Annotated in this window: 7 protein-coding genes; all 7 read right to left on the bottom strand. The window is 60.8% G+C overall.

From position 1 onward, the window contains the following. The coding region (locus PHW99_RS18070; RefSeq protein WP_300180989.1) for a PilN domain-containing protein at positions 1–955 on the bottom strand (955 nt) is incomplete at its 3' end. A gap of 18 nt (positions 956–973) precedes the next feature. Beyond that, complete coding sequence (locus PHW99_RS18065) at positions 974–1,795, bottom strand: type II secretion system protein GspK (protein ID WP_300180986.1); 822 nt, start codon at positions 1,793–1,795, stop codon at positions 974–976. A 26-nt stretch (positions 1,796–1,821) separates the two neighbouring features. Continuing rightward, complete coding sequence (locus PHW99_RS18060; RefSeq protein ID WP_300180983.1) at positions 1,822–2,547, bottom strand: prepilin-type N-terminal cleavage/methylation domain-containing protein; 726 nt, start codon at positions 2,545–2,547, stop codon at positions 1,822–1,824. After that, positions 2,544–2,966 (bottom strand): type II secretion system protein, encoded by a 423-nt coding sequence (locus PHW99_RS18055; RefSeq protein WP_300180980.1) that lies wholly within the window; start codon positions 2,964–2,966, stop codon positions 2,544–2,546. Before PHW99_RS18055 ends, PHW99_RS18060 begins: the two co-directional genes overlap by 4 nt. Then, on the bottom strand, positions 2,966–3,457 hold the full coding sequence (locus tag PHW99_RS18050; protein WP_300180977.1) for a GspH/FimT family pseudopilin: 492 nt from the start codon (positions 3,455–3,457) through the stop codon (positions 2,966–2,968). Before PHW99_RS18050 ends, PHW99_RS18055 begins: the two co-directional genes overlap by 1 nt. After that, on the bottom strand, positions 3,432–3,875 hold the full coding sequence (gene gspG, locus PHW99_RS18045; RefSeq protein WP_300180974.1) for a type II secretion system major pseudopilin GspG: 444 nt from the start codon (positions 3,873–3,875) through the stop codon (positions 3,432–3,434). Before gspG ends, PHW99_RS18050 begins: the two co-directional genes overlap by 26 nt. A gap of 19 nt (positions 3,876–3,894) precedes the next feature. Next, on the bottom strand, positions 3,895–4,754 hold an 860-nt coding region (locus tag PHW99_RS18040; RefSeq protein WP_300180971.1), incomplete at its 5' end, for a type II secretion system F family protein.

Raw genomic sequence — 4,754 nt, 5'->3', positions numbered from 1 at the left:
CCGTGACATCGCGCAAACCGGGTGTGGCGCCAAGCTGTTTCATCAGCACCGCGGCGTTGGCCGTCTGGCCCGACATGTTGACCTTGGCCCCCTGAACCTGAAGACTCAGCAGGGAAGTGTCGTCAGGCAACGCGTCCGTGATGAGTTTCAGGACCTGCAACGGCGGCAGTGGTCGCCCCACGATCTCAGCCAAGTTGTTGAGCCGGTCCGTGGTAAGAACCAGTGTTTCACGCTGTTGCACCACAGGTGCGGCCTTCTGCTGCAGCTTGGCCATGGCCGCATGGGCCTGCTGTGTGCGCAAATAGAGCTGGACACTGGTGGTCACCGCAACAGCCATGCCCAAGGCCAGGACCAGCATCAGCAAAAAGGCACTGACCCAGCGCCAGACGACGCCGTGTCGCGCGCGAACGGTCTCACCAAACCCCGGCAAAACAAGCTCAGCCGAGCCAACAGAACCAGCAGCCCAGACTTCCAGACGGTCCCTATTGAGCGCGGGGTGGGTCTGCCCGATGTATTGGGCAATCAATTGACGCGAGGCAATGACCAGATGGACCGATAAAAAACCCGCTGCCCCTGGCACGGCTTCATAAGCCCAGACCGTGTCACTGGTGGCAAAAGGGCTCAAACCGACCATCTGCAGATGCACTGCGGCTTCTAGTTCATGCGGTTGAAGATACGGTAACTGGAGGGCGCTGCGCAACAGCAGATCCTCGGGCAATTGCACAGCCTCAAACCGCGCGGCCCGCACCCGCTTGGGGTCGGTGACATGGGGCGTGCCGGGGCCATGACTCAAAACAGCGCTGCCACCAGACAACCACAGGCGCACTGGCAACCTCGGCCACAACCAGGCGATCACAGGCCAACTGAGCATTTTCTGCCACGCAGTGAAAAGATCACGCTTCAGGAAAGAGATATCCAGACCAAAAAACCGGGCTTGTGTGGACGTGACAGACATGGCTAATGACCCAACGGGCTAGAGCGCCGCATGGCTTGATGGCAAGATCACTTGCCGCGTGTCAAACACCCGCCACGGCAAATCTGTCCGCGGATCAGCGCCCCAAAACAGATACCAGCTTTTTTGCAGCTGCGCTCCATCCGGGAGTTCGATGTCGACTTGAATCTTCAAACTGGTGGATGCTGACATGTCAATCGACTCAGGTTTAAAAAATGTACTGTCCACACGATTGGGAGCGTTGCGCTGAGACATGAATTGCGTCGCACGTGCCGTGTTACCCGCTGCCAATACGGCCAGAACGCCCAACGGAGCCGCCAGGGGATTGACCCGCCCGCTGCCACTCTTGATACCCGCCGTGACAAGGGGGGCTACTTTAGCATAGAGGTCATACGTCATTCCGGGTACACGCATGAGGTCAGGAACCGCATCAAACCCCTGCTCGATATTTTTGGCGTTCTTGAGCTGGCGAGCCGACAGTGTGGCCTGCGCCAGGCCCAGTGCAAGCTGTGGATCAAGACCCGCTGCGTACTGGTACATGTCGGCCAGCAGCGCAACCGGGGCATTGTTGAGGTCAATCAAGCCATTGAGTGGCGCAAGCTGGACCTGGTAAGCGACCCCTTCAAACTGGACTGGCAGGGTCTGCCAACCTGCGGGTAGTGCTGCAGATCGGGCGTGCTGGCTCTGTAGAGCCAGCAAAATGGCCGCATCCGCCCTGGCGCTGGCAAGACACACCTGCCGCTGCAAACCCGCGCCTTGAGCCTCGCTGCGCACCGAGCGAACCACCCCGGCAACAATAAGGCTAACGGCTGCCACCAGCCACAAAACGGCAATCAGTGCCATGCCGCGCTGCCCCGACATTCGCTGCATCATTTCGTGTGCCCGCCAAAAGATACGATGCTGATGCTGTCATCACTGTGCAGCAAAGCATGCATTGCAAAAACCCACTCCTGTTCCATGGACTGAGTGCTGTCCTGCAACGACAGGCGCAATCGCTCAGGCAACACATCGGTCACCGGCCAGCCCGCCTGCCAGCCATGCGGCCAGGTGTTAACCTGGTCATAACCCTGCGGCGGATAGCCTTGCGCCTGAATACTGAGCCCGCTCACGCGCGAAACCAGCACATGCTGCTCGGCGGTAGACCAATTCGGTGGGGTCATGTCGGCATTGCAGGGTGCCAATCTCAGCACCAGTGCATCACTGGCATCAACATGCTCGATCGCCAGGCGAAAATAGTGCCGCCCCCCCACATTGGGGCGCGCCGGCAGGATGCCGACCCAGGTCACGCTGTCTGCCGTGGCAACAAAAGGAACGGCTGTCTTGCCTGGGACGCCCGGCACATCGACCTGCACGGTGGACAGCCGTCCCAGCGTCTGTGACAAAAACGCATGCGCCGTTCGCAGTTGGTCCAGCCGCTCAAAACGCTGGTCAATCCTGGTCTCCGTCTGTGCCATGGTCCGCATGGCAGAAATCAGCCCGGTCATCAACAGCGACAGCAGGGTCATGACCACAAGCAGTTCCAGCAGCGTGAAGCCCCGACCACGGCCGAGGCGTTGCCGGGATACCCCGCCCCCTGTGACCTGCCAGCGCGTCATTTGATGACTTCACCGGGACGCGGTTTGCGCTCGGGCAGCAAGGTGGTCAGCTCCAGCTGGCCGGGACGCGAGCCGGCCTGCCAGCTCACCAACAGATGAATTTGGTGCAGAGGCACCACCAGCGGCCCCTGAACACCGCTGACATAGGGCGCACTGCGAACCTGCCACTGAAAACCGGTGGATTCGCCACTTTCATTCCAGCCATCAGCGCGCACGGAACTGCGGCTGGCCAGAATGGACTGCGCCAGCCAGACCGCCTTTTGCTGCAGCTCAATGTCGGTGGTATGGCGGGCGCTGCCGCCAGCCATGCGGTAGAGCAAGCCCAGGGACATGGCCATGATGGCAAAGGCCACCAGCAGTTCCAGCAGCGAAAACCCCTGCTGCCGTGCCCGGCCCGAACCCAGTGAAACAGTGGCCATCACGTGCGCGGCTCTTGCGTGATTTGCCCGAGCAACCAGTCAACACGGATACGCACGCCCGCGCCCGACGCCCGCACCAGCTCAATGGTGCCCCCCGTGGCACCCCCTTCGGGCAGGAAAACAATACGCGCCACCCCGTCCGGCGGCAGTGTGTCCAACTGGCCGACAACCGTCTTGATCTCCAACGACCCCGGAATCTGTCTGGGTGGTTGACCCAAAACACCAAACTGGCGCTGGGTGAGGTCAACCTGGTAAACCACCGTCTGACCCAAAACAACCGCCTGTTGACGCGCCTGCCGCAGATCCGAGACGATGGCACGCACCGTGTCACGATACTGGCTGCCTTCATGCAGCTTGTTGAAAGCCACTGGAACCAGCCCCACCAGCATGGCCCCGATGGCCAGCACCACCAGCAGCTCAACCAGCGTGAACCCCGACTGGTGTTGCCGCTTTGGCAAAACGTTGTCAGGGCTGGTTGCGAATGTCGGCATTTTCACCCGTGCCGCCCGCGGTGCCATCCGCGCCCAAGGACACGATCTCTACCCCGCCATTGCTAGCCGGGCTGGTATAGCCATACGGCTTGCCCCAGGGGTCATTGGGTACTGCGCCCTTGGTATACGGGCCGTTCCAGCCGTTGGCGGAAGCCGGCTTGGCTGACAACGCATTCAGTCCTTCCGCGGTGGTAGGGTAGCGCCCGACATCCAGCTTGAACAACTCCAGCGACTTTTCCAGATCGGCAATCTGCAGGGCGGCGGTTTTGGATTTGGCCCCCCCCAATTGGTTCATGACACGCGGGCCAACCAGACCGGCAAGCAAGGTCAGGATCACCAGCACCACCAGCAGCTCGATCAAGGTAAAACCGTTGCGCCGCCGGCGGCTGGCTGGCAAGTTTTGAGAGATTGGGGTCATAGCAGACTAAATAAAAAAATTATACGGCCAGGTCATTGACCGACAGGATGCCCAGCATGATGGAGACGATGATGGATGCAATCAACATCCCCAGCACCAGGATCAGCACTGGCTCCAGCAGGGTCAAGCCACGCTTGATGCCGGTCTCGACATCGCCATTAAAAATACGCGCCAACTCCAGCAGCATGGGCCCCAGGCGGCCTGTTTCCTCACCCACCTTGACCAGATTCACCGCCAAAGGTTCAAAAATTCCGCTGGCCTGCAGTGCATCGACCATTTTGCCGCCGCCCTTGACCTTGGGCACAATACCTTCGAGGGCCTGACGCAGATTGATATTGCCTACCGTCTGGGTGGCAATGTGCAGGGCGGTGATGAGCGGCACCCCATTGCCCAGCAGGGTGCCCAGCGACCGGGCAAACAGTGTCAGGTTGTACTTGAGGACCAGCGGCCCCATGACGGGCAGCCGCAACGCACGCGCCTGCCACCAACGTTGACCCGACGGAGAGCGCCACCACTGGCGCAGCGCCCAAGCCAGCAGCACCGCCCCCAGCGCCATGACCAGGCCGTAGTCGGTGAAGGCATGGCCAATCACCATAATGACCTTGGTGGGCAGGGGCAAGGCGTCCCCCATGTCCTTGAACAGGGTTTCGAACTGGGGCACCACAAAACCCAGCATGGCAATCAGCGACAACACCGCCACACCCAGCAGGATGGCCGGGTAGATGGCGGCTGAGATAACACTTTCGCGCAGGGCCCGCAGGCGGTCCAGGTGCTCAAACAGGCGCTCCAGCACCGCACTGAGCTGGCCACCAGCTTCGCCGGAACGGATCATGTTGACGTAAAAGTCGCCAAACTGCTGCGGGTGGTTGCCAAGCGCCC

This window comes from Rhodoferax sp., assembly GCF_028689305.1.
Taxonomy (GTDB): Bacteria; Pseudomonadota; Gammaproteobacteria; order Burkholderiales; family Burkholderiaceae_C; genus Rhodoferax.
Note: the sequence above shows the minus strand (reverse complement) of the source record. Positions and strands in the feature narration are given on the sequence as shown.